A 22,964-nucleotide genomic window follows, 5' to 3' on the forward strand; every position below is an offset into this window, starting at 1 on the left:
CTGGCGTCAGACGACGGCTTCGTCGCGCTTCGGCAGCACCCATCCCGCACGCGGGAAGTGGCAGGTGTAGCCGTTGGGGTACTTGATCAGGTAGTCCTGGTGCTCTTCCTCGGCCCGCCAGAACGGGCCGGCCGGCTCGATCGTGGTGACGGCCTTGCCCGGCCACAGACCCGAAGCGTCGACGTCGGCGATCGTGTCGCGGGCGACCGTCTCCTGCTCGGGGCTGAGCGGGAAGATCGCCGAGCGGTAGCTCGAGCCGATGTCGTTGCCCTGACGGTCCTTCGTCGACGGGTCGTGGATCTGGAAGAAGAACGCGAGGATGTCGCGGTACGTCGTCTTGGTCGGGTCGAACACGATCTCCACGGCCTCGGCGTGACCGGGGTGGTTGCGGTAGGTCGCGTGGTCGTTCGAGCCGCCGGTGTAGCCGACGCGGGTGTCGAGCACGCCGGGCTGGCGGCGGATCAGGTCTTCCATGCCCCAGAAACAGCCGCCGGCGAGAACGGCGGTCTCGGTCCCTGGTGTGCGGGTGATGGTTCCGGTGTCGGTCATGACTGCTCCTCGGAGGTGTCGGTGGTCGCGGCGTCTGGTGTCTGTGCGAAGAGGGGGCTGTAGCGACCGTACCCCTCCTGCTCGAGGTTCTCCGCCGGGACGAAGCGGAGCGCGGCGGCGGAGTTCATGCAGTAGCGCAGTCCTCCCTCGGCGCGGGGGCCGTCGTCGAAGACGTGCCCGAGGTGGCTGTCGGCGACCGCGGAGCGCGCCTCGGTGCGCTTCATCCACAGCGAGCGGTCGGTCCGCGTGGTCACGGCATCCGCGTCGATCGGCTTGGTGAAGCTCGGCCACCCGGTGCCGCTGTCGAACTTGTCGGTCGACGAGAACAGCGGCTCGCCGGAGACGACGTCGACGTAGATGCCGTCGTCATGGTTGTTCCAGTAGGCGTTGCGGAACGGCGGTTCGGTCGCGTCCTGCTGCGTCACCTCGTACTGCAGCGCGGTGAGGCCGCTGACGGCCTCGGGGGTCTTGCCGTAGTCGTTCGACATGATCTGACTCCTTATCCGACGTCGCTGGCTGCGGCGTCACAGAAGGAGAACCGCGGACGGCGCTGTTTTGGTCCCTCAGGGCTGGGAGCGCGCTGTGAGTTTCTGCCGAGTCGATAGAGTTGCCTCCGCACCGCACACCGCCCGGGGGGAACCGCTCATGTCCGTAGGACTGCTCGCCGTCGTCGACGACATCCTGAGCGCCGCGATGAAGGCCTCGGCCAAGGCGGCGGGCGTCGTGATCGACGACGCCGCGGTCACTCCGCAGTACGTGCAGGGCATCACCCCGGCGCGCGAGCTGCCGGTGGTCGGCAAGATCGCGCTCGGCTCGCTCGCGAACAAGTTCCTCATCATCATCCCGGCGGCGCTGCTGCTGACCGCGTTCGCGCCGTGGGTGCTCCCTTATCTGCTGATCCTCGGCGGAGCGTACCTGTGCTTCGAGGGCGCCGAGAAGGTGCTGGAGTGGTTCGGTGTGCAGCACGGCCATGCCGATGAGGGCGCCCGCGACGAGAAGAAGCTGGTCCTGGGCGCGGTGCGGACCGACCTGATCCTGTCGACCGAGATCATGCTCATCTCGCTGGCGAGCCTCGAGAAGGGGCTCGATGTGTGGGCGACCCTCGCCATCCTCGCCGTGATCGCGCTCCTGATGACGGGCGTGGTCTACGGCGCCGTGGCGCTGCTGGTGAAGATCGACGACATCGGGCTGAAGATGGCGAAGAACCCGGTGCGACGGGTGCGCCATACCGGCACCAGGATCGTGCGCTCCATGCCCGCGGTGTTCCGCTTCATCAGTGTGCTCGGCACGGTCGCGATGCTCTGGGTCGGCGGCCACCTCGTGCTCGTGAACCTGGGCGAGGTCGGCTGGCACTTCCCGGTCGATGTGCTGCACGCGGTGGAGCACGCGCTCCACGGCCTCGGCCCCGTCGTCGTCTGGGTCGTCGACACGATCATCTCCGCGATCGCCGGTCTCATCCTGGGGCTGCTCATCGTCGGGATCGTGCTGGGTATCGCGAAGCTGTTCGGCAAGGAGCCGAACTTCCACGAGGGCGAGGAATCGCCCACCGACGTACACGTCTGAACCGGGCGCGCGCTCACGCCCAAGCCCACGCGCACACGCACACGCACACGCACACGCGCTGACGCTCACGCGCAAGCTCACGCTCACGCCGCGATGTCGTAGCGCGCCCTGCCCCCGAGCCTCGGTCTGCGGTCGGGGTCGACGTTCGGCGGCGGGATCAGCCACACCCGCGCGGCGAACCCGCATCCCTCGATCCTGATCTCCCAGTCGTTGTCGTGGATGCGGTGGTGACAGCTCTCGCAGAGCAGCACACCGTTGCCGAGGTCGGTCGGTCCGGCGTCGCGCTGCCACCAACGCAGATGATGTGCCCTGGTCATCTGCGGAGGCAGTCCGCACATCACGCACCCGCCGTCGCGCTCCACGAGCGCCAGCCGCTGGGCTCGGGTGAACAGGCGCTTCTCGCGGCCCCACTCGAGGATCTCGCCGCCACCGCCGAGGACAGCCGGGATGATGCCCCCGCCGGCCGCCATCCGACGACACGCGGAGATGCTGACCGGCTCATCGACACCGTCGACCGTCGCGAAGCCGGTGCCGGCGGTCAGGTCGTCGAGCCCGACGCGCACCACGACGGTCGCGCCGGACACCGGAAGCCCGCCGTTGTCGCATCCGCTCACGTGCGCGCAGATCTCGGCGAGCGCATCGGCCTGCAGCATCGCGACCGTGCGCCGGTCGGCATCCGGCGCCTCGGGATCGAGCACGTGCGATCGCGCCTGGAACGTCGCACTGACGTACGCCTGGATCGCGGCCTTCACGGGTGCGCCGGAGGCGACATCGGTCTGCAACGTCAGATGCAGCGATCCGTCGCGCTCGAACATCGTCAGAGACCGCCGGGACCGCGCCTCGTCTTCACGCGGGGCCACACCGTCGGGGTCGAGCCAGGCCTCTGCGTGCACGACAAGCTTGCGCACGTCGTCGAGCGACAGGCCCGCCGCCCTGTCGACCAGGAGGCGCTCGGCCTCCCGATCCGCTCGATGTCGACCTTCAGCCGCGCACGGTCGAGCAGGGTGACGATCAATGCCGCCGCTGCCGCGCTGAGCGCCCCTCGCCGATCGCGCGCTGCACCTCGGGATACCGTGGCGGCAGCGCCTCGCCGATGAGGTTCGCCCGCGGCGCCGTCGCCTCACCCACCTTCACCAGTCGGGCCGCATCACCCGTGGATCCGCCCGTCGTCGCGGCGATCATGGTGGCCGGGCTGCGGAAGCCCTGTTCCTTCGCCAGGCTCGCCGCCCCCAGCTCGGGCCGGGATTCCCGCGCGATGCTCGCTGCCAGCTCGGCGTGGATGCCGTCGAGCCGACGCTGCACCAGTCCCATCGCGCTGTGGGCCTCGAGCAGTTGCGCCCGGGAGAACTCGGCCGCGTTCCCGGCATCGGCCCATGCGCTCTCGAGGCGCTCCACAGCCTCGAGAAGCGGGGTCAGATGCGGGTTCGCCATGCTCCCAGTTTAGAACATATCTTCGATATTCTGGAGGGTGCGGAACCCGAGGTTCCGGCATCCTGCTAGCGTCGGCGATGCGCACCCGAAGCGCGGCAGCACGATGCGCACCCCGTGCAGCAGAAGAGAGACCACCCGCCGATGACAGACGTCCGAATCAGGGATGCCGAGACCGCCGACCTCGACACGATCACCGCGATCCACAACCACGCCGTGCTGCACACCACCGCGATCTGGAACGAGGATGCGGTCGACCTCGCCGACCGCATCGCCTGGCTCGCCGACCGCACCTCCCGCGGCTACCCGGTGATCGTCGCGACCGACGATTCGGGCGTGCTGGGCTACGCGTCATACGCGCAGTGGCGTCCGCACAGCGGCTACCGGCACACGGTCGAGCACTCCGTGTACGTCCTCGACGGCCAGCAGGGCCGCGGCATCGGCACCGCGCTGATGGCCGCACTCGTCGAGCGCGCCCGCGCCGCAGGGATGCACGTCATGATCGCCGGCATCGAGAGCGGGAACGCCGCCTCGATCGCCCTCCACGAACGCCTGGGCTTCGTCGAGGTCGGGCGGATGCCGCAGGTCGGTGCCAAGTTCGGGCGCTGGCTCGACCTGAGCATGCTGCAGCTCGTGCTCGACGACCGCCCTTCGCCCGACCCCGCAGCCTGACCCGATGGACCTGGTGCAGTGGTTCGTCGAGGCCTTCACCTCGCAGTGGGTGCTTCCCGGCGGACAGACCCTCCTCGTCCGTGAGGTCGTCGGCAACGCCTTCGGTCTCGCGAGCGCTCTCGGGGGCATGCGGCGCAAGGTCTGGGCCTGGCCGGTCGGCATCGTCGGCAACGTCCTGCTGCTCACCGTCTTCCTGGGCTCCGCGCTGAGTCCCGATCCCTCCCTGCCGCATCTGCTCGGGCAAGCCGGCCGGCAGGTCATGTTCATCGCCGTCGCGATCTACGGATGGGTGCGCTGGCGCAACGCGGAGGGCGGACGGGTCGTACCGAGGTGGGCGCCGACCCGGGCCCGCATCGGCCTCGTGGTGGTGATGATCGCCGGCACGATCGCTCTGACACCGCTCTTCCGGGCGCTCGGATCATGGGAGCCGGTGTGGGCCGACGCCTGGACCTTCGTCGGGTCGTTGCTCGCCACGTACGGCATGGCCAAGGGGTGGACCGAGTTCTGGCTCATCTGGATCGCCGTCGACGTGGTCGGGGTGCCCCTCCTGTTCAGCTCGGGCTACTACGCCACGGGCCTCATGTACGTCTTCTACGGCGGCTTCACCGCGACCGGGTTCTTCATCTGGTGGCGCGCGCAGCGGAGGGCCGCGCAGCCGATCGAGATCCTGCCGCCCGATCCGAGTCCCCGCCGACCCGACGAGGGAACCACGAGCTGACGGCGCCCGCGCAGGATGTGGGGCCCGGAATGTGTCCGTGCGTGTCGGGGAGGCTCGACCCCGCGATGCGACCTGTCGTTTCATGGACCCCATGACCCGTCAGATCCGTTTCAACGCCTTCGACATGAACTGCGTCGCCCACCAGTCGTCCGGCCTGTGGCGTCACCCCGACGACCGTTCCCGTCAGTACAACACGATCTCGTACTGGACCGACCTGGCGAAGCTGCTGGAGAGCGCGACCTTCGACGGCATCTTCATCGCCGACGTGCTCGGCACCTACGACGTGTACGGCGGCACGAACGAGGCCGCGATCCGCAACGGCGCCCAGGTGCCCGTGAACGACCCGATCCTGCTGGTGAGCGCGATGGCCGCCGTGACCGAGAACCTCGGCTTCGGCATCACCGCGGGCACCGCGTTCGAGCACCCCTACCCGTTCGCGCGCCGGTTGAGCACGCTCGACCACCTGACACAGGGCCGGATCGGCTGGAACGTCGTGACCGGATACCTGCCCAGCGCCGCGCGAAACATGGGTCAGGAGGACCAGCTCGCGCACGACGACCGCTACGACCACGCGGACGAGTACGTCGAGGTGCTCTACAAGCTCTGGGAGGGCTCGTGGGAGGACGACGCCGTGGTCGAGGACCGCGAACGCGGCATCTTCACCGACCCCGCCAAGGTGCACCCCATCGGGCATGAGGGCAAGCACTTCAGCGTTCCCGGCATCCACATCTCCGAGCCCTCACCGCAGCGCACCCCCGTCATCTACCAGGCCGGGGCGAGCCCGCGCGGCGTGAAGTTCGCGGCCGAGAACGCCGAGGCCATCTTCGTCGCGGCCCCGTCGAAGGAGGTGCTCGCCGGCACCGTGAAGCGCATCCGCGATGCCCTCGAGGCTGCGGGCCGTGACCGATACGACGCGCGCATCTACACCCTGCTCACCGTGATCACCGCCGCCACCAGCGAAGAGGCGACCGCCAAGCACGCCGAGTACCTCTCGTACGCGAGCCCGGAGGGGGCGCTCACCTTCATGTCGGGGTGGATGGGCGTGGACCTGTCGCAGTACGCCGAGGACGAGCCGGTGGGGAACGTCGAGTCGAACGCGATCCAGTCGGTGCTGCAGCACCTGAAGGAGGAGGCCGATCTCGGTCGCGAGTGGACCGTCGGCGACTTCGGCCGCCACAACGCGATCGGCGGCCTCGGCCCCACCATCGTCGGGTCCGGTGTCGAGATCGCCGACGAGCTGCAGTCGTGGGTCGACGAGACCGACATCGACGGTTTCAACCTCGCCTACGCGGTCACGCCCGGCACGTGGCAGGACATCATCGAGCACGTGATCCCGGTGCTGCGGGAACGGGGAGCGTACCCGGAGGAGTATGCACCGGGCACGCTCCGCAACAAGCTCCACGGTCGCGGCGACCGCGTGCAGGACTCGCACCGCGCCGCGAAGTACCGCGTCGGGGCCTTCGCTCGGGCGTGAGCGGCCGCTCTCGATCGCGCACCCGGTCGCCTCGGGCGTCGTTCCCCGCAGTCTGCGCGATCGGAAGGCCCCGCGAGGTCACACGAGGGCGCGAGGGGCCAGTGCGGAGAGCAGCGCGAGCTTCTCGTGACTGGGTGACCCCGGCGCCGCGGTGTACACGAGCAAGAAGTGCGACTGCTCGGGGTCGATGAGACTCTGACACGCCAGCTCGAGCGGCCCGACGCTCGGATGCACGAAGCGCTTCGCGTCACGGGGGCGCAACCCGACCTCGTGACGGTCCCAGATCTCGCGGAACTCGGCGCTGTGCTCCTGCAGCGAATCGGCCATCCGGGCAGCCCGCGACGACGGACCCCGCCGCGCGATGACCTCGCGCAGACCCGACACCCACAGCCGTGACAGGAACTCGTGCTCGCCCGGGTCGTACAGGTCCCTGGTCGACGGGTCGCGGAACCAGCGATAGCCGAGGCTCCGCTCCATGCCGGTGAGGTGGGCCGTGTCACCCGTGAGCGCCACACCCAGGGGCGTCTGGCGCAGGGTCTCTCCGAGCTCGCTCACGATCTCGGCCGGAGTGTCCTGCAGCCGGTCGAGGATCCGCAGCATTCCCGGTCCGATGTGGTCGCTGCCCCCTCCCCGTGCGGGCGGCTGGTGTCCGGCGAGGCGGAACAGATGGTCGCGCTCGTCGATCGTGAGATGCAGTCCCTGGGCGATCGCGGCGAGCATCTGCTCCGAGGGCAGCGGCCCGTCTGCTCGTTCGAGTCGCGCGTAGTAGTCGGCCGACATGTGGCTGAGCGCGGCCACCTCTTCGCGACGGAGTCCTTCCGTGCGGCGTCGCGTGCCCCGCGCCAACCCCACGTCCTCCGGTTGCAGATCGTCTCGTCGCAACCGCAGGAACCCTGCGAGCGCCGTCCTGTCGATGGCCACGTCCGGCCCTCCTCCCGACGTCCCGATCCTCGCATCCGGCCGCTGCGTGTATCCACTGCATGAGGAGTCCTGGTTGCGGCGACGCACAGCACGCACGCTGGGAGAGACCCGAAGGAGCACCTCATGAATCCGCGCATCCCCGACATCCGCATCCCCTCACTCGCCGGCCGCCGGGCGGTGGTGACGGGCGGGAGCGACGGCATCGGCCTGCACATCGCCACCCGTCTCGCCCGCGCCGGTGCCGAGATCGTGCTGCCGGTGCGCAATCCGCGAAAGGGGGATGCCGCCGCCGCGACCATCAGGGCGGCCGCGCCGGATGCGCAGGTGCAGACGTCGTCACTCGACCTCTCGTCACTCGACTCCGTGGCGGCGTTCGGCGAGGCGATGCGGCGGGACGGCAGCCCGGTGCATCTGCTCATCAACAACGCGGGTGTGATGAACCCTCCGGCCCGGCAGACGACGGTCGACGGTTTCGAGGTGCAGTACGGCACGAACCATCTCGGGCACTTCGCCCTGGTCGCACACCTCCTGCCCCTGCTCCGCGCAGGGCAGGCGCGCGTGACGTCCCAGGTGAGCGTGGCCGCCGCCCGCGGATCGATCGACTGGCAGGACCCGAACGGGGAGCAGTCCTATGACGGGATGCGGGCCTACCGGCAGTCGAAGATCGCGTTCGGCCTGTTCGGGCTCGAACTCGATCGACGCAGCCGGGAGCTCGAGTGGGGCCTCACGTCGAACCTGTCCCACCCCGGGGTCGCCCCCACGAGCCTGCTCGCCGCCCGCCCGGAGCTCGGACGCGCGGACGACACGGTCGAGGTGAGGGTGATCCGGTGGGCCTCGCAGCGCGGGCTGATCGTCGGCACGGCCGAGAGCGCCGCGCTGCCCGCCCTGTATGCGGCGGCCTCTCCTCGGCGCTTCCCGGCCGCATGTACGGACCGCGCGGTCCGGGCCGCATGGGCGGGGCTCCGGCCGAGCAGAGTCTGTACCGCCCGCTCCGAAGTGCGGTCGATGCCGCGCGCAGCTGGGATCTCTCGGAGCAGATGAGCGGCGTCACGTACCCGCGGTGAGCGGCCGCTTTCAGTCGTCGCTGCGGCTGAAGATCCCGCGGAGGATGAGGAAGACCACCACGGCCACCACCGCGACGATCGCGAGCTTGAAGATGAAGGCGAGCACCGAGAACAGCGCGCTCACGATCCACCACGCGATCACGACGGCGAGGATGACGCCGAGGATGGTCCAGATGTTCTTGGTCATGCCTCCAGCCTACGGAGTCGCAGCGGTGGGGATCTCCTCCGGGGACCAGTAGACCGGCAGCCCGAGTTCCTGCGCGATCTCGACGTCCTTGTCCGCACCCGAGGATTCTCCGGGGAGGCGCAGGACGGCGTCGCAGTGCTGCAGCAGTCGGCGCGCCGTCTCGTACATCACGTCGCCGTCTCCGGCTTCGGTGGCATCGAGGGTCCGCAGCACCGGCAGCGCGACCCATTCGCCGATCATCGGCACGTGGCCCCGGCGGAAGATCGGACCGGATGCCTCTTCGAGGCGGGCCAGGTTCTGCGCGATGAGGTCGGGATCGCCGTCGGTTCCGGAGCGGTAGGGGCCGGCGATCAGGATCAGGAGTGGTTTTGTCATGAGGGACACTGTAATCTGAATCATGCATAAACGTGCAACTTCGTGAGGAAACATATGCTTGCCGCTCAGCGCAAAGATCACCTGCTCGCCCTGCTCGCCCGAGACGGCCGCGTGGTGGCGAAGACCGTCGCCGACGAGCTGGGCGTCTCGGAGGATGCGATCCGCCGCGACCTCCGCGACCTCGCGGAGGAGGGGAAGCTCCTGCGGGTCTACGGAGGCGCTCTGCCGGCCCCCGCCGTCGAACGACCCGTGAGCGAACGTCGGGATGTCGCCACCGAGAGCAAGGAGCGCGTCGCCCGCCGAGCGGTCGAGCACATCCGCCCCGGTGCCACCATCGTGCTCGACGCCGGGACGACGACTCTCGCGATGGCGCGATCCCTGCCGTCCGGCCAGGGCCTCACCGTCATCACGGCCAGTCCTGCCGTGGCGCTCGCGGTCGCGGAGCACTCCGACGCCAGGGTGATCATGATCGGTGGAGAGCTCTCCCGCCATTCGATGGTCGCGGGGGTGCGCTCGCCATGGAGGCGCTCCAGCACCTCGCGGCGGATGTGTTCTTCCTCGGCGTGACCGGCGTCGACCCGGAGCACGGCCTGACCACCGGCGAGATCGACGACGCCGTGGCGAAGCGGGCGATCGCGTCGCGCTGCACCGAGACGGTGGTGCTCGCCAGCGAGGAGAAGATCGGTGTCGCCCCGCGGTACCCGGTCCTGCCGCTCGACGCGGTATCCGCGATCGTCACCGATCCGCTCGACGCGAATCCTCTCGCCGCCGAACTCGAGGCGCGCTACGACTTCCCTCGGCCGTGACCCGAGCCGACCTTCTCCCCATCTTTCCGGGGAGGGTCGGTCCTGTCGATCCGCCAGAGGACGAACGCGACGACGCCGAGCAGGATGACGAAGAGCACCTCGCTGGAGATCTCGAACACGGTCGCGGAACCCGCGACTCCTGCGACGGAATTCACATCATCCTCCGGCTTGCCTCATCATTCGCGTCGCGATCCGCCACGGGCTCGTTATCGATCCGTTACATATGTAGCAGCGGCCGAAGCGTGGGGACAAGGGCGGGGAGAGTGCGCATATCGATATGCCGAGGTGAACGCAGCGAGAGCACCGCGACCGTCACCTCGCACGCAGGAGCTGACCGTCGGGGTCGGCGGTGACGAGCAGTGCGTGCAGGTGTCCGGCCGCCGCGAGGAGTGCGACGCTGCGCCGAGTCAGGGCCGCGAGCCGCTCCGCGAGGATGCGTTGCACCTCGCCGGTCTGGGCGTGCGCGCGCACCTCGACGAGGATGCGGGAGATCGCAGGGATCGTGTAGCCCCCGGCCCGAAGCGCCGCGACGATCCGCGCCTCGGTGATCGCCGCAGAGCCATACGACCGCACGGACGACGCGCTGCGAAGCGGATGCACCACCCCTCACGCTCCCAATGCCGCAGGGCCGACGGCCGCACGCCGAGCGCCTGAGCGAGCTCGCCGATCGTCATCGCATCGCCCTCATCGAACGCGTCGTCGGCTTCGTCCACGGCGACATCGAGTCCGCGCAGAGCCTCCGTGACGCGAGAGCGCTCGGCCGCGATCTCGGCGTGCAGCACGTCGATCCGCTCCGCCGCCCTGTCGACCGGCGCCACGACCAGCTCCGGCATCAGGCGCCGCGCCGGCACGGGGCCGATCGCCGTCGCCATCGCGCGGTACGCCCGCAACGCCGACTCGTGTCGATGCTCATAGCGGCGATAGCCGTTCGAAGCACGCTCGGCGGGCGGGAGGACGCCGAGCCGTTCCAGGTCACGCACCTGCTGCGTCGAGTAGCCCGCGACGGCACCGAGAGTCGCCGTGGTGAACTCCACTTGAGGGTTTCGCATCGTCATCCCCACTCTCGCCGCGTGCAAGTCCACATAAGCACTTCACCCTCACTCTTGAGGCATGGAAATGCAGGAGATCATCGAAACGGTCCGTGGCTTCGACGGCGCCCTCGTCGTCAGCCCACAGGAAGGCGACGCGTTCCCCGCGCTGTCCTGGGGCGACGCCTACTTCTACCACGCCCCCGACGGACAGATGCCCGAGCGCACCCAGCCGTACGGGACCATCATCACGAAGGACTACCCCGACGACACGTCGTCCGCGCTCGACACCCCCGGACGGTTCCGGGTCAACATCCACGTCGGACGCGCGCAGGCCGACGCCCTCTGCCCGACCGAACCGGAGCCGACCGCGGTCGACGCGTTCCGCCGGCATCCGCTGTACGGCACGTCGGGATGGGTGTGCGTGATCGACCCGGCGGAACGGACGGGCGCTGTCGTGCTCTCCCTGCTCCGTGACGCCCACGCTGCCGCACGGGCGCGCACCCAGCGCCGCGAGGACCGCGCATGACCACGGCGCAGGGCATGAGCGAGATCGACCGGCGGACCGTCGCCGCGTGGGCCGCCGACTGCGCCGAACGGGTCCTGCCCCTGTTCGAGAGCGAGGCGCCGGACGACGGTCGTGCCCGCGACGCCATCGCCAGGGCTCGGGCGTTCGCACGAGGTGAGCTCTCCGCCGCCGGCGAGATCCGCCGACGTTTCGTCGCTGGCCGCGCGGCGCGCAGCGCGACCTCCCGCGCAGGTGCCGCCGCCGCGCGCTCCGCAGCCCAGGCCGCCGGCGTCGCGCACATGGGAGCTCACGCCCTCGGTGCGGCCGCCTACGCCGCTGTGGCGGTCGAACTCGCGCACCCCCAGGACGCGAGCGCCCGCAGGAACGAGGGGGCGTGGCAGCTCGAAGCGCTCCCGCCGGACGCCGCAGCCGCGCTGAGGCGCCTGCCGCTCGTGGGGAGGATGCCGCGGGCCCCCTCGGTCCCGGGCTTCTGGCGTCGGGCACGCTCGGGGCGGTGATCCGCGAGATCCAGGCGCATCTCGGCACCTGACCCGTGACCAGCGCTTCAGCCTCGGTTCAGCGTTCACCGGCCACACTGGAGGTATGCGGATCCTGGTGGTGGACGACGAGGTGCGCCTCGCCGAGGGGGTGCGCCGTGGGCTCGAGGCCGAGGGCTTCGCCGTCGATGTCGCCCACAACGGCGTCGACGGGCTGTGGCGAGCGCGGGAGACACGGTACGACGCCATCGTGCTCGACCTGATGATGCCGGGCATGAGCGGGTGGAAGGTGTGCGAGGCGCTGCGCGCGGAGGAGAACTGGACGCCCGTGCTGATGCTCACCGCGAAGGACGGCGAGTGGGACCAGGTCGAGGCGCTCGAGACCGGGGCAGACGACTACGTCACCAAGCCGTTCTCGTTCGCCATCCTCGTCGCACGGCTGCGAGCACTCGTCCGACGCGGGGCGGTCGCACGCCCGGCGATCCTCGAGGCCGGCGATCTGCGACTCGATCCGGCCGCGCACCGCGTGTGGCGCGGCGACACTCCGGTGTCGTTGACGGCGCGGGAGTTCTCGGTGCTCGAGCACCTCATGCGCCACCGCGGTCAGGTGCTGTCGAAGCGGGCCCTGATCGAGGGCGTCTGGGACGACGACTTCGACGGCGACCCGAACATCGTCGAGGTCTACGTCGGCCATCTCCGCCGCAAGCTCGACAAGCCGTTCGGGCGCGAGGCGATCGAGACCATCCGCGGGGCGGGCTACCGACTGGCGGCCGACGGTGGCTAGCCGGGGCTGGCGCTCGGTACGTGCCCGGACCACCCTCGGGGCGACGGCCGTCGTCGCGGTGGCACTGCTCGTCGGCGCCCTCTCGTTCTACGGCGTGCTCAGCGCGAGCATGCACAGCAGCACCGAACGCGCCGCCGAACAGCGGCTCGAAGAGCTCGCGGAGCGTGCGGGAGGCCCCGGCGGAAAGGGCATCGACGCGCTCGACGACGAGATCATCCAGATCATCGGGCCCGACGGCGCCGTGCGCGCGGCGAGCGAGGACGCGCGGGACGCCCTCGGCTCGACGCCCCTCCCCCTCGACGACGATCCGCAGACGATGACCGTCGACGGCGACCGCGTGCTCGTCGTCTCGGAAGACATCGAGGGAGACCGGACCCTCGTGCTCGCCGTGTCGATGGACGACGATGCGGAGACCCTCGCCACGGTCGCCACCCTGCTGGCCGTCGCCGTGCCCGTCCTGCTGCTGCTCGTGGCCGTGACCACCTGGCTGGTGGTCGGCCGTGCCCTCCGCCCGGTCGAGCGCATCCGCGAGGAGGTCGACGGCATCACGGCGGACCGCCTGCATCAGCGCGTCCCGGTGCCCGACACGGCGGACGAGATCGCCGCGCTCGCCACCACCATGAACGGCATGCTCGACCGACTCGATGCGGCGGCCACCGCGCAGCGCCGTTTCGTGTCGGATGCCTCGCACGAGCTGCGGTCTCCGCTCGCGACCATCCGTCAGCATGCAGAGCTCGCCCACGCGCACCCCGAGGTCACGAGCATCGCCGAGCTCGCGGAGGTCGTCTCGGAAGAAGGCCTCCGCCTGCAGGGGATCGTCGAGTCGCTGCTGCTGCTCGCCCGCCTCGACGAGGGCGCCGGCACGAACGCCGAGGCGGTGGACCTCGACGACATCGCGCTGGGCGAGGTGCGCCGGATGCGGGCTGCCGGACTCGACGTGGACGGCTCGGGGATCCATGCCGCGAGGGTGCACGGCGACCCGCGCCTGCTCGGCCAGCTGGTGCGCAACCTGGCCGACAACGCCGTGCGGCACAGCCGGGGTCGCGTCGCGATCGGCGTGACCCCCGCGGGTGACCACGTGTTCCTCACGGTCGAGGACGACGGCGCCGGTGTCCCCTCCGCGGAGCGCGACCGCATCTTCGAACGCTTCGTGCGCCTCGACGAGGCACGCAGCCGCGACGCCGGAGGCAGCGGTCTCGGCCTCGCGATCGCACAGGGCATCGCGACCTCCGCCGGCGGGCACCTCACTGTCGACGACTCCCGATGGGGCGGCGCCCGGTTCGTCCTCACCCTGCCCCTCACCGCCTGAAGGGGCGGATCCTCGGATCCTGAAGAGGTCTTCAGGACGTTTCAGGGAGGCTTCAGCGCCCGCGGGAGACCATCGTGACATGGACGACAAGACACCCACTCCCGACCAGACGCCCGAGCCCGCTCCCGAGAGCACCCCGGATGCGCAGACCGTCCCCGTGACCTCGGCTCCGGAGGCCGCGTCGCCCGCGACAGGGTCAGGGCAGCACCCGGCATCCCCCACGGCCGCGCCCGACGCCACGGACGCCGCGGCCCCCGCAGACGGCCCGGCCACAGCGAAGCCCGGGCGCACGCGTGCCCTGCTCATCGGCGGTGGCATCGCCGCAGCCGTGATCCTCGCGGGGGCGGCGTCGCCGTCGGCGCGGCGATCGGAGACGAGTTCGGCGGCGACGACGACCGTCCGTCGATGTCCGACGGACCCCGCCACGATGACGACCGACACGACGACCGCCCCGGCGGCGACCGTCGGGATGACGACCGCCCCGGCGACCCCGGCTCCTCGGACGGCCGCGGACCCGTCACCGGGATCGGCACCGCGTCCGCCGACGACCTGATCGAGATTGCCGATGCCGCACGTGGCGCCGCCGACGGGGAGGTGACCTCGATCGATGCGAAGCGCGACGGCACGTGGGAGGTGGAGCTCACGAACGCCTCGGGCGACGAGGCCGAGGTCAGGGTCGAGGAGGACCTCTCCGCATCCGTCATCTCCACCGACAAGGGCGACGGCGACGACACCGGGCCCGTGCTCACCCTCGACGACGAGACGATCCGTGCTCTCGTCGCGGCTGCTCTCGCCGAAGCGGACGGGATGATCACCGACCTCGATGTCGACGCCGATGACGTGAGCCCCTACGACGCCTCGGTCCTCACCTCGGACAACCGCTCCATCGACATCGATTTCGACGCCGAGTTCGCGGTCGTCGGAACCGACATCGACGACTGAGTCGCGTTAGCATTCAGAGATGACCTCCCCCGATCGGATCGACGACATCTCCATCGGCGGGGAGGTGATCCGGCTCGGGCAGTTCCTCAAGTTCGCCGGTCTCCTCGACTCGGGCGGAGACGCCAAAGAGGTCATCATCGACGGCTATGTGACGGTCAACGGCGAGGTCGATCGCCGTCGCGGACGCCAGCTCCGCGACGGCGACCTCGTCTCTTTCGAAGGCCGCACCGTCCGCGTCCGGCCCTGACCGCGCTGGCCGCGGCGGGAGGCCCGGCCGGTCGCCGACGACGGTGACGGTCAGCCGCGGTTCCAGTGCCGGAGTTTCTCGGGATTGCTGACCACCCACGCCCGCGTCAGCCGTGCGCCGCGCGTCTCGGCGGTCACTGCGGCGAACACCACGCCACTGCGGGAGAGGACGAATCCCGGAGCGCCGTTGATCGACACCGCCCTGGCCGAGCAGTCTGCCGACGCCACCTCCGCCGAGGCCACCTCCGCCAGAGCGGACGCCGCGGCGCGATCCCCTTCGACGGGACGCGTCACCGCATCGACGACCCGACCGCTGTCGACGATGACGACCGCGTCAGGACGGAGCAGCGCACGGATCCCTTCCGTGTCCGCCGCCGCCATCCGCTGGGCGAGCTGTTCCATCGTGACCGGGTCTGCGACGTCACGACGATCCGGCGTCCGCCCCCGACGGCGCTCCGCGGTCATACGTCGACCGCGGTGACGTGGCCGAGCTTCTGAGGGCTCATCACCCAGAGGAGCTGCAGGATGCCGTCGGCCGACGTCGTCACGGTGACGATCGTGGTGACGACGCCGTTCTCGATGAGTGTCGCCGCCGGCTGCCCGTTGACGTGCACCCAACCGATCGACTTGCCGATCCAGAAGTGGTGCGCGAACGCTGCGACGAACTTCGCCACCCTTCCCCGCCCGATCACCGGGATGCGTGCCGCGAGCTTCACGCCGTTGCCGTCCGTGTAGCTGACGACGTCTTCGGCGAAGAGCTTCTCCAGCGCCTGCGCGTCTCCCTTCTGCGCCGCGGTGAGGAAAGCCTCCAACAGGCGCCGCTGGTCCGATGCGGCGACCGTCGACTGCCGCGCGGACGCCAGGTGTCCGCGCGCGCGGCTCACGAGCTGTCTGGCGCTCACCACACTCGTCGAGATGACCTCCGCGATCCGGGGATAGGGATAGTCGAAGGCCTCGCGCAGGATGTAGGCGGCACGCTCGGTGGGCGTCAGCTTCTCGAGGGTCAGCAGGATCGCGAACTGCAGGGCCTCCGCGCGCTCGGCGCCGAGCGCAGGGTCGTCATCCGTGTTCACCGGCTCGGGAAGCCACGGTCCGATGTAGGTCTCGCGGCGCGAGTGCGCGGACTGCAGCACGTTGATCGAGAGTCGCGTCGCGATCGTCGCCAGGAACGCCGCCGGCTCGGCCACCCGCCCACGGTCGGTGTTCTGCCACCGGATCCAGGTGTCCTGCACGATGTCTTCCGCATCGGCGACCGTGCCGAGCATGCGGTAGGCGATGCCGAACAGGCGTCGTCGCTGCTGCGCGAACACCTCCACCGCGTCGTCGAGGTCGCCGCGCTGCGGGCTGCGGTGGTCTTCCGTCGAGTCCACGGGCCGGACCTCCCTCTCCTCCGCGGGCATCGGCGCGGAGCCGGCGCTCACCACCGGGTATCCCCTTCGGATTCGTCGCATCCCGTCCGCCCATTCTGGCCCCTGCCTGCGTGCAGAGCGCCGTCGACAGCACTGACCGCCCAGCCGCCGGTTCTGTGACACGCGCTCCCGTCACAAGCGGGTCGCCCACCCGGTCTCTTGGGTATCCGTGGGATTCCGCGGGGAATCGGACATCGGAGGAAGACATGAGAATCACGGTCATCGGAGGCACGGGCCTCATCGGGGCACGCGTGGTGCGGCGGCTGGGCGACGCGGGACATGAGGTCGTCGCCGCGGCGCGTGCGACGGGCGTCAACTCGTACACCGGCGAAGGCCTCGAGCAGGCTCTGACCGGAACAGACGTCCTCGTCGACGTCTCCAACTCCTCGTACACCGACGAGGAGGGCGCGCGCGACTTCTTCACCACCTCGACGCTGAACCTGCTCAGCTACGGCGAAGCCGCCGGAGTCGGGCATCACGTCGCCCTCTCCGTGGTCGGCACCGACCGGCTCGCCCGTGCGGAGGGCGGATACTTCATCGCCAAGCACGAGCAGGAGCGGCTGATCTCGGCGTCCGGCCGCCCGTACTCCCTCGTGCACGCGACCCAGTTCTTCGAGTTCGTCCGCAGCATCACCGATCACGCGATGCGAGGTCGGGTCGCCCACATCGCGGACGTGCTCGTGCAGCCGATGGCGGCCGACGACGTGGCGGACGCCGTCGTGCGCACAGCCCTCGCCGACCCGCTCCACGGGATGATCGAATTCGGCGGCCCGGAGGTGTTCAGCCTCGCCGCGGTGGCCGCGATGGACCTCCGCTCACGCCAGGACGAACGAGAAGTGGTGCCCGACCCCTGGGGACATACTTCGGCGCCAGGCTCGGCCGCCGCGATCTGCTGCCGGAGGCGACCGCCACGATCGCCCCGACGCGCTATCACGACTGGCGCGTGCGAGTCACGGTGAACGCCTGACCTGTCACACCCGGGGCTCGACCCCGGTCATACCTGCAGGCACCACAGGGTGCCGCTCAAACGAAAGGCGTGGACATGGCAAAGATCGTCGTCATCGGAGGTACCGGCCTCATCGGCTCGAAGGTCGTCGCGAAGCTCAGGGAGCACGGCCACGACGCCGTCGCCGCGTCGCCCAACACGGGAGTGAACTCTCTGACCGGCGAAGGGCTCGCCGATGCCCTGGTCGGCGCGGACACCGTCGTGGACGTCTCCAACTCCCCCTCGTTCGCGGCGGACGACGTGCTCGAGTTCTTCACCACGTCGACCCGCAACCTGCTGGCGGCCGAAGCCGTGGCCGGGGTGACCCACCATGTCGCCCTCACGATCGTCGGCACGAACCGGCCGCAGAGCATCCCCTACTTCGCGGCGAAAGTCGCCCAGGAACAGCTCATCCGCGACTCCGGCATCCCGTACTCCCTCGTGCACGCGACGCAGTTCTTCGAGTTCGTGGGGAGCATCGCCGACATCTCGACCGAGGGTGACACCGTCAGCCTGCCCGGCGCCCTCATCCAGCCGATCGCCGCAGAGGATGTGGCGACGGCCGTGGCGCGCACGGCCGCCGGCACCCCCTCAGGGGACTTCGAGATCGCGGGACCCGAGGCGTTCGGCATGGATGAGTTCGCCCGCCGCGCTCTCTCGTTCCGCCACGACCCCCGCACGGTCGTCCGCGACGACAGTGCACCGTACTACGGCGCGCAGATCGCGGAGCGCACCCTCATCCCGATCGAGGGCGCGCGCATCTTCGAGACGACCCTCGAGGAGTGGCTGCCGCTGAACCCGCCGCGCGCGTGACGGGTGCCGAGCGAGGGGCGTGGCGGCTGTGCAGCCCGCTCCTCGGTCGGTCCGCCGTGTCACTCGCCGCGGAACCGCGCCGCCAAGGCCGGGTCGACCTCCACGTCGCCGAAGGAGGCTGTCCAGGCACCGTCCACGGCGATGGACTCGCCGCTGAGGTACGGGGCCTGGTCCGAGAGCAGGAAGGCGGTCACCGCGGCCACCTCTTCGGCACGGGCGATGCGCCCCATGGGCGGGCCCTCGGCGAGGCCGCGTTCCTCGGCTTCGGGATCGGGCGATGCGGCGATCTTCGCCTCGAGGTGCGGGGTGCGCACCCCTCCCGGTGCCACTGTGTTGGCGCGGATGCCGAGCCGGCCGTAGCTCACCGCCACGCTGCGGGTCAGGGCGTCGATGCCGCCCTTGGTGAACTCGTACGCGCCGTGGTGCGGGTGGCTGGCGCGGCCGTGGATCGAGCCGACGTTGACGATCGCCCCGGGGAGACCCTGGTCGATGAACGCCGAGACGGCCGTCGAGCACCCCAGATGTAGCCGAAGCCGTTGATGCCGATGATCTCGCGTACGACGTCTTCATCCAGTTCATGCAGCGGCGTGTGCTTCGTGATGCCGGCGTTGTTGACCCACCCTGCCAGCGGTGCCCTGGCGAGGGCCGCCTCCGCCGCCCTCTGGTGGGCGCTGCGCTCCGACGCGTCACCGAGCACGACTTCGGCGACGATGCCCTCCTCGAGCGTCCCGGACCCTGGCGAACGTTCGAGCCCAACGACGATCCATCCGTCGGCCGTCAGGCGCTCGGCGATCGCCCGACCGATGCCCTTGCCGCTGCCCGTCACCACGACGCTGCGTGCGGATTCGATCATGAGAGGCCCCTTTCGAAGGCGAAGACGGACGGGTCGAGCGTGAAGCCGAGTCCCGGGGCATCGGTCGGGCGCACCTGACCCTCGAACGAGGGGCCGCCGACGATGAAGGACGGCGCGGGGTCGTAGGGGTTGCGTCCGCGTGCGAACGTCTCGACGCCGATGCCCAGGTGCGCGGTGACCTCGGGATACACGTGGCCCGAGACGGGCACCTGGCGTGCCGACGCCCAGGCGATCATCTCGAGCGCGGGGGTGATGCCGCCGATGGCCACGACGTCGAGGCGGAGGGCATCGACACCGCCTTCCTCGACGAGGGCGTGGAGCACGGCGGGATCGGTCACCTCGTCTCCGACCGAGACGGCGAGACCGGACTCGCGGCGGATGCGGGCGCAGCCGGCGGCGTCCTCGGGGAGCAGCGGATCCTCGAGCCAGGTGAGACGCGGGTCGCCCCACTGCGCGATCTCCGCGAGCGCGGTGTCGGCGTCGGGCCAGCCGAAGCCGACATCGACGATGAGTCCCGTCTGCGCGGGCAGCTCGCTGTTCAGGAGCGCGAGCAGGTCGCGCATGTATCCGGGGTCGGCGACGCGCGAGATCTTCACGTTCGCCCATCCGTCCGCCTGGGCGAGCACCTCGTCGGCGACCTGGCGGGGAGTGCGGTCGGGAGAGGGGTACGCCGCGACGAGGATCGAGTCGCGGGGGCGTCTCCGGTGCCGAGGAGCCGCCACAGCGGCATGCCGGCACGACGAGCAGCGACGTCCCACAGCGCGATGTCGACGAGTCCGATCGCTCGGCGGACCAGCCCGACGCGGCCGACGATCGCACTGCCCCGCAGCATCCGGTTCCAGGTCGACGTGGGGTCGTCGGCGTCGGCTCCCCGTGCGTGCGCCGCGACGAGACGCTCGACGATCTCGGCCATCGGCGCCTCGCGCGAGAGGCAGTACGAGACACCCGTGACGCCATCGTCGTCTGTCACCTGGACCGCGCTGTACTCCCGTCGCGTGACGGTCATGGCGCCGAGCTGGAGGGGCGCCGGCAGTGGGAGCTGTGCCGTGGCGGTGTCGATGCGAGCGACCGTGGTCATGTGTCCCCTTGAAGGTGATTTGCTATAGCAAACACGAGCATAGCCGCAGAACCGTTGTCCGTGCGGGTTCGAATTCCTCGGAAGCGCCGACGATCGCGGCTGCTCAGACCGCGACCGCACTGATCGACGCGTGCGGTCGAAGGCCCTCGTCCACCCTGGCGTCACTGTCGACGACGGCGAATCCTGCCCGTTCGAGCAGTGCCGACATTCCCGCCCGCGACCAGTGGTGCGCCGTCGTCACTGCGTGGGGAAACGCCTCGCCGTCCGCTCCGTCGAAGAAGCCGACCAGCAGCCCTCCGCCCTCACGGATCGCGCACCGCGCGGCGGTGAGGAGGCTCGGCAACTCGTCCGGACTCGCGTGGATCAGCGAGTACCAGGCGAGGACACCCCGACGGAGCCGGGTCGGACACCGGGGTCGAGCAGCGACGCCACGCGGTAGGAGACATGCGGGAATCGTGCCGACGCGGTCGCGACGAACGCGGGCACCAGGTCGATGCCCTCCGCCTCCCGCCCGCGATCGGCGAGGTATGCGGTCCACTGTCCGGGACCGCATCCCGCATCGAGGATGGGTCCGTCGATCCCGTCCGCCCATCCCGCGATGCGCTCCCGGTCTCTCGCGTCGAGCTGACCGACGTCGCCGAAGAGCGCGGTGTACTCGTCCGCGCGAGCGGTGTATCCATCGCGCACGCGGCGGTCTGTTCGCGTGCCTGCCGACATGGCTCACCCCTCCCGGTGTCGTCCGAGCATCTCTCGTCGACCGTACCGACCCTCGCGGACATCGGCCGCTCGTGCGCTCCCCGACGCCGCTGTAACACCTGTTACAGTTCTTGGTGTGACAGATTCTGAGGGGTGGCTCGTCCTCCTGGTCCAGGTGCCTGCGACGCCGTCGCGGCATCGCGTGGCCGTCTGGCGGGAGCTGCGCCAGTTCGGCGCCGTCCCCGCAGGTCAGGGCACCTGGGTCGCACCGGATGTCCCCGCGTGCGCCGCCGGGGTGGAACGTGCCAGGGCGCTCGCGCAGCGTGGAGACGGCGACATCCTGGTGCTGCGCACCCAGACCGACGGGGTGACACCGCGGCGCTTCGCGAGCTGTTCGACGCCGCGCGCGCCGACGACTGGTCGGAGTTCGTCGCCGACTGCGCGAAGTACCGCGCGGAGATCGCCCGCGAGATCGAGAAGAAGAAGTTCACGCTCGCGGAGCTCGAGGAGGAGGAGCAGAGTCTCGACCGTCTGCAGCGCTGGCATCGCACCCTGCGCAGCCGAGACGTGTTCGAGTCCCCGGCGTCGAAGGAGGCCGACCGCGAGCTGGCCGCGTGCGGAGCGGACCTCGGCCGGTTCGCCGAACTCGTGTATCAGGCCGTGCACGCATGAGCAGGCCGGCGTCCGAGCCGCGAACGGGCGCGATCGCCCCGCTCTACGCCGCGGGGTTCGTCACCGCTTTCGGCGCCCACAGCATCGCGGCGGGCATCGGCGCGAGCAGCGACGACATCGGCCTCGACCTGCTCCGGCTCGGCGCCCTGCTGGCGATCTACGACCTCGCCGAAGTGTTCCTCAAGCCCGTGTTCGGCTCCATCGCCGACAGGATCGGCGCCAAGCCCGTGATCGTCGTCGGGCTCCTCGCGTTCGGACTCGTGTCGCTCGTCGGGCTGTGGTCGTCGAGCACGGTCGCCCTGGCGATCGCTCGACTCGGCCAGGGTGCGGCGGCATCCGCCTTCTCCCCCGCGTCCTCGGCGACGGTCGCACGTCTGGCCGGCGCCGGCTCGAAGGGCAGGTACTTCGGCCGGTACGGTTCCTGGAAGGGTCTCGGCTACACCCTGGGCCCGCTCATCGGCGCCGGGCTGATCTTCCTCGGCGGCTTCGCGCTCCTCTTCGCCTGCCTGAGCGCGGTCGCCATCGCCACCGCCGTCTGGGTGGCCATCGCCCTCCCCGGGTCGAGCCGCTGCCCCGCCCCCGCTACACGATCGCCGACCTCGCACGGCAGACGACCGAACGGGGATTCCTCGTTCCCACGCTCGTCCTTGCGGCATCCACCGGCGCGCTGGGCGCTGCCATCGGCTTCCTCCCCGCACTCGCGAGCAGCCAGGACGCTCCGCTGTTCGCGAGCATCGCGATCGCCTCCGCGCTGGCGCTCACCTCGGCGCTCACCCAACCGTTCGCCGGAAGACTCCGCGACAGCGGCCGCCTGAGCGACAGGGCGGGGATGACGCTCGGCGTGGAGATCATCGCGGCCGGCATCCTCCTCGCGGCGTTCTGGCCGTCGCTGCCCATGCTCTACGGGGCGGCGGCTCTGCTCGGGGTCGGAATCGGTCTCGCGACGCCCTTCGCGTTCGCGCACCTGGCCGACACGACGCCGCCGGAGCGCATGGGCCGCACCATGGGCACCGCCGAACTCGGACGGGAGCTCGGCGACGCCGGGGACCGCTGCTCGTGGGCGGCGTCGCCGTCGCGGCGACACTTCCGATCGGCCTCGGCGCACTTGCGGTCGTCGTCGCCGTCACGGGAGCGGCGACCAGGGCGCTGCCCGGCGTCGTTGCCGTACGAGAGCCTCCTGACGCGCGCCGGGACTGACGAACGCCCGGGAGGTGCGGCGCCAGCGACCCGTGGAACACCGACAGAGCGCGGACTCGTGGATTTCGCCGCCCTTGGTCACAAGCGCCCTTCTGCACGGTGGCAGACCGCGTCCGTCTGGCATTGTTCAGAACAGAAGCACCATCGGACCTTCGGGCGGGGGCGGTCTGCGTTCCCGAAGCCCGACGCG

33 protein-coding genes and 3 pseudogenes are annotated in these 22,964 nt (G+C 70.3%); 18 read left to right on the top strand and 18 right to left on the bottom strand.

Annotation, left to right across the window (positions count from 1 at the left end; genetic code table 11):
- Positions 1 to 6: 6 nt before the first annotated feature.
- Both msrA and msrB read right to left on the bottom strand, forming a co-directional pair.
- Positions 7 to 549 carry a peptide-methionine (S)-S-oxide reductase MsrA gene (gene msrA, locus K1X59_RS19855; protein ID WP_183151305.1) on the bottom strand — a complete coding sequence of 181 codons (543 nt, stop codon included), beginning with the start codon at positions 547 to 549 and terminating at the stop codon, positions 7 to 9.
- Positions 546 to 1,037: a peptide-methionine (R)-S-oxide reductase MsrB gene (msrB, locus tag K1X59_RS19860; protein WP_220173773.1), complete on the bottom strand. Its 492-nt coding sequence runs from the start codon at positions 1,035 to 1,037 to the stop codon at positions 546 to 548. The genes msrA and msrB overlap by 4 nt, the downstream gene beginning before the upstream one ends.
- A 157-nt stretch (positions 1,038 to 1,194) precedes the next feature.
- Here msrB and K1X59_RS19865 point away from each other — a divergent pair, with 157 nt between their 5' ends.
- Positions 1,195 to 2,112, top strand: a complete 918-nt coding sequence (locus tag K1X59_RS19865; protein WP_183151307.1) for a DUF808 domain-containing protein — start codon at positions 1,195 to 1,197, stop codon at positions 2,110 to 2,112.
- Between the two features lie 83 nt (positions 2,113 to 2,195).
- On the opposite strand, the gene K1X59_RS22160 is transcribed toward K1X59_RS19865, so the two are convergent.
- A complete protein-coding gene (locus tag K1X59_RS22160; protein ID WP_258566955.1) occupies positions 2,196 to 3,020 on the bottom strand; it encodes a DUF222 domain-containing protein in 825 nt (274 codons plus the stop codon).
- A 103-nt stretch (positions 3,021 to 3,123) separates the two neighbouring features.
- The gene (locus K1X59_RS22165) at positions 3,124 to 3,543 is read right to left on the bottom strand and encodes a hypothetical protein (RefSeq protein ID WP_258566956.1); all 420 of its coding nucleotides are present in this window, start codon (positions 3,541 to 3,543) and stop codon (positions 3,124 to 3,126) included.
- Between the two features lie 141 nt (positions 3,544 to 3,684).
- Here K1X59_RS22165 and K1X59_RS19875 point away from each other — a divergent pair, with 141 nt between their 5' ends.
- The 3 genes from K1X59_RS19875 to K1X59_RS19885 all read left to right on the top strand — a co-directional run bounded on the left by K1X59_RS19875 (position 3,685) and on the right by K1X59_RS19885 (position 6,404).
- The gene (locus K1X59_RS19875; RefSeq protein WP_220173774.1) at positions 3,685 to 4,212 is read left to right on the top strand and encodes a GNAT family N-acetyltransferase; all 528 of its coding nucleotides are present in this window, start codon (positions 3,685 to 3,687) and stop codon (positions 4,210 to 4,212) included.
- 4 nt (positions 4,213 to 4,216) lie between these two features.
- Positions 4,217 to 4,930 (top strand): nicotinamide riboside transporter PnuC, encoded by a 714-nt coding sequence (gene pnuC, locus K1X59_RS19880; RefSeq protein WP_220173775.1) that lies wholly within the window; start codon positions 4,217 to 4,219, stop codon positions 4,928 to 4,930.
- Between the two features lie 91 nt (positions 4,931 to 5,021).
- On the top strand, positions 5,022 to 6,404 hold the full coding sequence (locus K1X59_RS19885) for an LLM class flavin-dependent oxidoreductase (protein WP_183151308.1): 1,383 nt from the start codon (positions 5,022 to 5,024) through the stop codon (positions 6,402 to 6,404).
- A gap of 78 nt (positions 6,405 to 6,482) precedes the next feature.
- Here K1X59_RS19885 and K1X59_RS19890 read toward each other — a convergent pair whose 3' ends face one another.
- Positions 6,483 to 7,325 (bottom strand): helix-turn-helix transcriptional regulator, encoded by an 843-nt coding sequence (locus tag K1X59_RS19890; protein WP_220173776.1) that lies wholly within the window; start codon positions 7,323 to 7,325, stop codon positions 6,483 to 6,485.
- 123 nt (positions 7,326 to 7,448) lie between these two features.
- Between K1X59_RS19890 and K1X59_RS19895 the strand changes: the two are divergent.
- Positions 7,449 to 8,389 (top strand): annotated as a pseudogene (locus K1X59_RS19895) (SDR family oxidoreductase).
- A 10-nt stretch (positions 8,390 to 8,399) separates the two neighbouring features.
- Here the strand turns inward: K1X59_RS19895 and K1X59_RS19900 are convergent.
- Positions 8,400 to 8,576 (bottom strand): hypothetical protein, encoded by a 177-nt coding sequence (locus tag K1X59_RS19900; protein ID WP_029264313.1) that lies wholly within the window; start codon positions 8,574 to 8,576, stop codon positions 8,400 to 8,402.
- Between the two features lie 9 nt (positions 8,577 to 8,585).
- The gene (locus tag K1X59_RS19905) at positions 8,586 to 8,951 is read right to left on the bottom strand and encodes a DUF4406 domain-containing protein (protein ID WP_183151309.1); all 366 of its coding nucleotides are present in this window, start codon (positions 8,949 to 8,951) and stop codon (positions 8,586 to 8,588) included.
- Between the two features lie 54 nt (positions 8,952 to 9,005).
- On the opposite strand from K1X59_RS19905, the gene K1X59_RS19910 reads away from it, so the two are divergent.
- Both K1X59_RS19910 and K1X59_RS22170 read left to right on the top strand, forming a co-directional pair.
- Positions 9,006 to 9,518: a DeoR/GlpR family DNA-binding transcription regulator gene (locus K1X59_RS19910; RefSeq protein WP_258566957.1), complete on the top strand. Its 513-nt coding sequence runs from the start codon at positions 9,006 to 9,008 to the stop codon at positions 9,516 to 9,518.
- Positions 9,470 to 9,757 carry a hypothetical protein gene (locus K1X59_RS22170; RefSeq protein WP_258566958.1) on the top strand — a complete coding sequence of 96 codons (288 nt, stop codon included), beginning with the start codon at positions 9,470 to 9,472 and terminating at the stop codon, positions 9,755 to 9,757. The genes K1X59_RS19910 and K1X59_RS22170 overlap by 49 nt, the downstream gene beginning before the upstream one ends.
- Here the strand turns inward: K1X59_RS22170 and K1X59_RS19915 are convergent.
- From K1X59_RS19915 to K1X59_RS19920, 3 genes are all read right to left on the bottom strand, one after another.
- A complete protein-coding gene (locus K1X59_RS19915) occupies positions 9,736 to 9,912 on the bottom strand; it encodes a hypothetical protein (RefSeq protein WP_183151310.1) in 177 nt (58 codons plus the stop codon). The genes K1X59_RS22170 and K1X59_RS19915 overlap by 22 nt on opposite strands.
- 157 nt (positions 9,913 to 10,069) lie before the next feature.
- Entirely contained in the window at positions 10,070 to 10,201 is a 132-nt protein-coding gene (locus K1X59_RS22175) for a hypothetical protein (protein ID WP_258566959.1), read from the bottom strand.
- Positions 10,165 to 10,806, bottom strand: coding sequence for a MerR family DNA-binding transcriptional regulator (locus K1X59_RS19920; RefSeq protein WP_244632229.1), 642 nt, complete (start codon positions 10,804 to 10,806; stop codon positions 10,165 to 10,167). Before K1X59_RS19920 ends, K1X59_RS22175 begins: the two co-directional genes overlap by 37 nt.
- A 61-nt stretch (positions 10,807 to 10,867) precedes the next feature.
- On the opposite strand from K1X59_RS19920, the gene K1X59_RS19925 reads away from it, so the two are divergent.
- The 6 genes from K1X59_RS19925 to K1X59_RS19950 all read left to right on the top strand — a co-directional run bounded on the left by K1X59_RS19925 (position 10,868) and on the right by K1X59_RS19950 (position 15,072).
- The gene (locus K1X59_RS19925; protein ID WP_220173777.1) at positions 10,868 to 11,314 is read left to right on the top strand and encodes a DUF6194 family protein; all 447 of its coding nucleotides are present in this window, start codon (positions 10,868 to 10,870) and stop codon (positions 11,312 to 11,314) included.
- Positions 11,311 to 11,811 (top strand): putative immunity protein, encoded by a 501-nt coding sequence (locus K1X59_RS19930; RefSeq protein ID WP_309491607.1) that lies wholly within the window; start codon positions 11,311 to 11,313, stop codon positions 11,809 to 11,811. The genes K1X59_RS19925 and K1X59_RS19930 overlap by 4 nt, the downstream gene beginning before the upstream one ends.
- A gap of 85 nt (positions 11,812 to 11,896) precedes the next feature.
- Positions 11,897 to 12,574, top strand: coding sequence for a response regulator transcription factor (locus K1X59_RS19935; RefSeq protein WP_220173778.1), 678 nt, complete (start codon positions 11,897 to 11,899; stop codon positions 12,572 to 12,574).
- Positions 12,567 to 13,883, top strand: coding sequence for a cell wall metabolism sensor histidine kinase WalK (locus K1X59_RS19940; protein WP_220173779.1), 1,317 nt, complete (start codon positions 12,567 to 12,569; stop codon positions 13,881 to 13,883). Before K1X59_RS19935 ends, K1X59_RS19940 begins: the two co-directional genes overlap by 8 nt.
- Before the next feature lie 405 nt (positions 13,884 to 14,288).
- Positions 14,289 to 14,825 carry a hypothetical protein gene (locus K1X59_RS19945; protein WP_244632233.1) on the top strand — a complete coding sequence of 179 codons (537 nt, stop codon included), beginning with the start codon at positions 14,289 to 14,291 and terminating at the stop codon, positions 14,823 to 14,825.
- 19 nt (positions 14,826 to 14,844) lie between these two features.
- On the top strand, positions 14,845 to 15,072 hold the full coding sequence (locus K1X59_RS19950; protein WP_183151312.1) for an RNA-binding S4 domain-containing protein: 228 nt from the start codon (positions 14,845 to 14,847) through the stop codon (positions 15,070 to 15,072).
- 50 nt (positions 15,073 to 15,122) lie between these two features.
- On the opposite strand, the gene K1X59_RS19955 is transcribed toward K1X59_RS19950, so the two are convergent.
- Together K1X59_RS19955 and K1X59_RS19960 are read right to left on the bottom strand one after the other, a co-directional pair.
- Positions 15,123 to 15,473 (bottom strand): hypothetical protein, encoded by a 351-nt coding sequence (locus tag K1X59_RS19955; RefSeq protein WP_210274212.1) that lies wholly within the window; start codon positions 15,471 to 15,473, stop codon positions 15,123 to 15,125.
- Between the two features lie 59 nt (positions 15,474 to 15,532).
- Positions 15,533 to 16,441: an RNA polymerase sigma-70 factor gene (locus K1X59_RS19960; protein ID WP_244632234.1), complete on the bottom strand. Its 909-nt coding sequence runs from the start codon at positions 16,439 to 16,441 to the stop codon at positions 15,533 to 15,535.
- 245 nt (positions 16,442 to 16,686) lie between these two features.
- Here K1X59_RS19960 and K1X59_RS19965 point away from each other — a divergent pair, with 245 nt between their 5' ends.
- Together K1X59_RS19965 and K1X59_RS19970 are read left to right on the top strand one after the other, a co-directional pair.
- Positions 16,687 to 17,439, top strand: coding sequence for an SDR family oxidoreductase (locus K1X59_RS19965; protein ID WP_258566960.1), 753 nt, complete (start codon positions 16,687 to 16,689; stop codon positions 17,437 to 17,439).
- A gap of 83 nt (positions 17,440 to 17,522) precedes the next feature.
- Positions 17,523 to 18,278, top strand: coding sequence for an SDR family oxidoreductase (locus K1X59_RS19970; protein ID WP_220173780.1), 756 nt, complete (start codon positions 17,523 to 17,525; stop codon positions 18,276 to 18,278).
- A gap of 59 nt (positions 18,279 to 18,337) precedes the next feature.
- Here K1X59_RS19970 and K1X59_RS19975 read toward each other — a convergent pair whose 3' ends face one another.
- The 6 genes from K1X59_RS19975 to K1X59_RS22195 all read right to left on the bottom strand — a co-directional run bounded on the left by K1X59_RS19975 (position 18,338) and on the right by K1X59_RS22195 (position 20,926).
- Positions 18,338 to 18,769 (bottom strand): SDR family oxidoreductase, encoded by a 432-nt coding sequence (locus K1X59_RS19975; RefSeq protein ID WP_309491665.1) that lies wholly within the window; start codon positions 18,767 to 18,769, stop codon positions 18,338 to 18,340.
- Positions 18,658 to 19,131: an SDR family oxidoreductase gene (locus K1X59_RS19980; RefSeq protein WP_220173782.1), complete on the bottom strand. Its 474-nt coding sequence runs from the start codon at positions 19,129 to 19,131 to the stop codon at positions 18,658 to 18,660. The genes K1X59_RS19975 and K1X59_RS19980 overlap by 112 nt, the downstream gene beginning before the upstream one ends.
- Positions 19,128 to 19,727: an enolase C-terminal domain-like protein gene (locus K1X59_RS22180; RefSeq protein WP_258566961.1), complete on the bottom strand. Its 600-nt coding sequence runs from the start codon at positions 19,725 to 19,727 to the stop codon at positions 19,128 to 19,130. Before K1X59_RS22180 ends, K1X59_RS19980 begins: the two co-directional genes overlap by 4 nt.
- Entirely contained in the window at positions 19,724 to 20,209 is a 486-nt protein-coding gene (locus K1X59_RS22185) for a hypothetical protein (protein ID WP_244632238.1), read from the bottom strand. The genes K1X59_RS22180 and K1X59_RS22185 overlap by 4 nt, the downstream gene beginning before the upstream one ends.
- 103 nt (positions 20,210 to 20,312) lie before the next feature.
- Positions 20,313 to 20,552: a hypothetical protein gene (locus K1X59_RS22190; RefSeq protein WP_244632239.1), complete on the bottom strand. Its 240-nt coding sequence runs from the start codon at positions 20,550 to 20,552 to the stop codon at positions 20,313 to 20,315.
- 20 nt (positions 20,553 to 20,572) lie between these two features.
- Positions 20,573 to 20,926 (bottom strand): trans-aconitate 2-methyltransferase, encoded by a 354-nt coding sequence (locus K1X59_RS22195; protein WP_244632240.1) that lies wholly within the window; start codon positions 20,924 to 20,926, stop codon positions 20,573 to 20,575.
- Between K1X59_RS22195 and K1X59_RS22620 the strand changes: the two are divergent.
- The 3 genes and pseudogenes from K1X59_RS22620 to K1X59_RS22200 form a co-directional block, all read left to right on the top strand.
- Positions 20,925 to 21,577: pseudogene (locus K1X59_RS22620) on the top strand (Chromate resistance protein ChrB). The gene K1X59_RS22195 and the pseudogene K1X59_RS22620 overlap by 2 nt on opposite strands.
- Positions 21,574 to 22,392 carry an MFS transporter gene (locus K1X59_RS20000; protein WP_258566963.1) on the top strand — a complete coding sequence of 273 codons (819 nt, stop codon included), beginning with the start codon at positions 21,574 to 21,576 and terminating at the stop codon, positions 22,390 to 22,392. The pseudogene K1X59_RS22620 and the gene K1X59_RS20000 overlap by 4 nt, the downstream one beginning before the upstream one ends.
- Positions 22,281 to 22,550, top strand: a pseudogene (locus K1X59_RS22200) (MFS transporter); the annotation flags it as partial. The gene K1X59_RS20000 and the pseudogene K1X59_RS22200, both read left to right, overlap by 112 nt.
- Positions 22,551 to 22,964 lie beyond the last annotated feature (414 nt).

The organism is Microbacterium sp. Se5.02b (assembly GCF_019464375.1).
Lineage (GTDB): Bacteria > Actinomycetota > Actinomycetes > Actinomycetales > Microbacteriaceae > Microbacterium.